The 985-nt window shown below is 70.7% G+C and carries 1 protein-coding gene; it reads left to right on the top strand.

Annotated features, from left to right (window positions below):
- On the top strand, positions 1 to 911 hold a 911-nt coding region (locus tag CVM52_RS26095; RefSeq protein ID WP_100165088.1), incomplete at its 5' end, for an MFS transporter.
- Positions 912 to 985 lie beyond the last annotated feature (74 nt).

The raw sequence follows: 985 nt of genomic DNA, 5'->3' as shown, positions 1-985 counted from the left end.
CCAGCGTCGAGGCGCTGGCCGGTTGGCGCGCCTTGCAGGGGCTGGGCGGTGCGGCGCTGATGGTGGTGCCGCGTGCCATCGTCCGCGACCAGTATACCGGCAACGAGGCGACGCAGCTGATGGCGCTGGTGATGCTGGTGATCTCGGTCTCGCCGATGCTGGCGCCGCTGGCCGGCAGCGGCGTGATGGCGGTGTCGGGCTGGCGGATGATCTTCGTGATCCTGGCCGCCACCGGGGCGCTGGCGGCGCTGGTCACCCTGCTGGCGCAGCCGGAGACGCTGCCGCCGTCGGCACGGGTGCCGATCAGCTTTGCCTCGATGCTGCGCGGCGGGCGCGTCTTGCTCGGCGATTCCCGCTTCATGGGTCTGACCCTGGTGGGCGGCTTCGGCATGGCCAGCTTCTTCGTGTTTCTGGCCTCGGCGCCCTTTGTCTATGTGCAGCAATTCGGCTTGTCGCCCACCGGCTTTTCCATCGCCTTCGCGCTGAACGCCATCGGCTTCTTCTCGGCCTCGCAGGCGGCGTCCTGGCTGGGGCGAAAAATGGGGATGCGCCGGCTGGTGCGGCGCGGCACCACCGGCTTCTGCCTGTTCACCCTGCTGCTGCTGGCACTGGCGCTGGCCGGGCTGACCAGCCTGCCGCTGATCATCGCCGGGCTGTTCTGCGCCAATGCCTGCCTGGGCGTGGTGATTCCCACCGCGATGGTGCTGGCGCTGGACGATCACGGCGATATCGCCGGCCTCGCCTCGTCGCTGGGCGGCACGCTGCAGATGCTGGCGGGGGGGCTGATGATCGTGCTGGCCGGTCCGTTTTTCGACGGCACCGCCCTGCCGATGCTGGGCGCCATCGCGCTCTGCGGTGTCATCGCCCTGACCTTCACCGCCGCCATGCTGCCGCGCGAGGAATGGGCCTGACCCGGCCGGGTCAGGCCGCCAGCTCGACCACCCCGGCCAGCGCCGCTTCGACCAGCTCGGGGCCGGCGCCCTTG

It is taken from the genome of Pseudooceanicola lipolyticus (genome assembly GCF_002786325.1).
GTDB lineage: Bacteria > Pseudomonadota > Alphaproteobacteria > Rhodobacterales > Rhodobacteraceae > Pseudooceanicola_C > Pseudooceanicola_C lipolyticus.
Note: the sequence above shows the minus strand (reverse complement) of the source record. Positions and strands in the feature narration are given on the sequence as shown.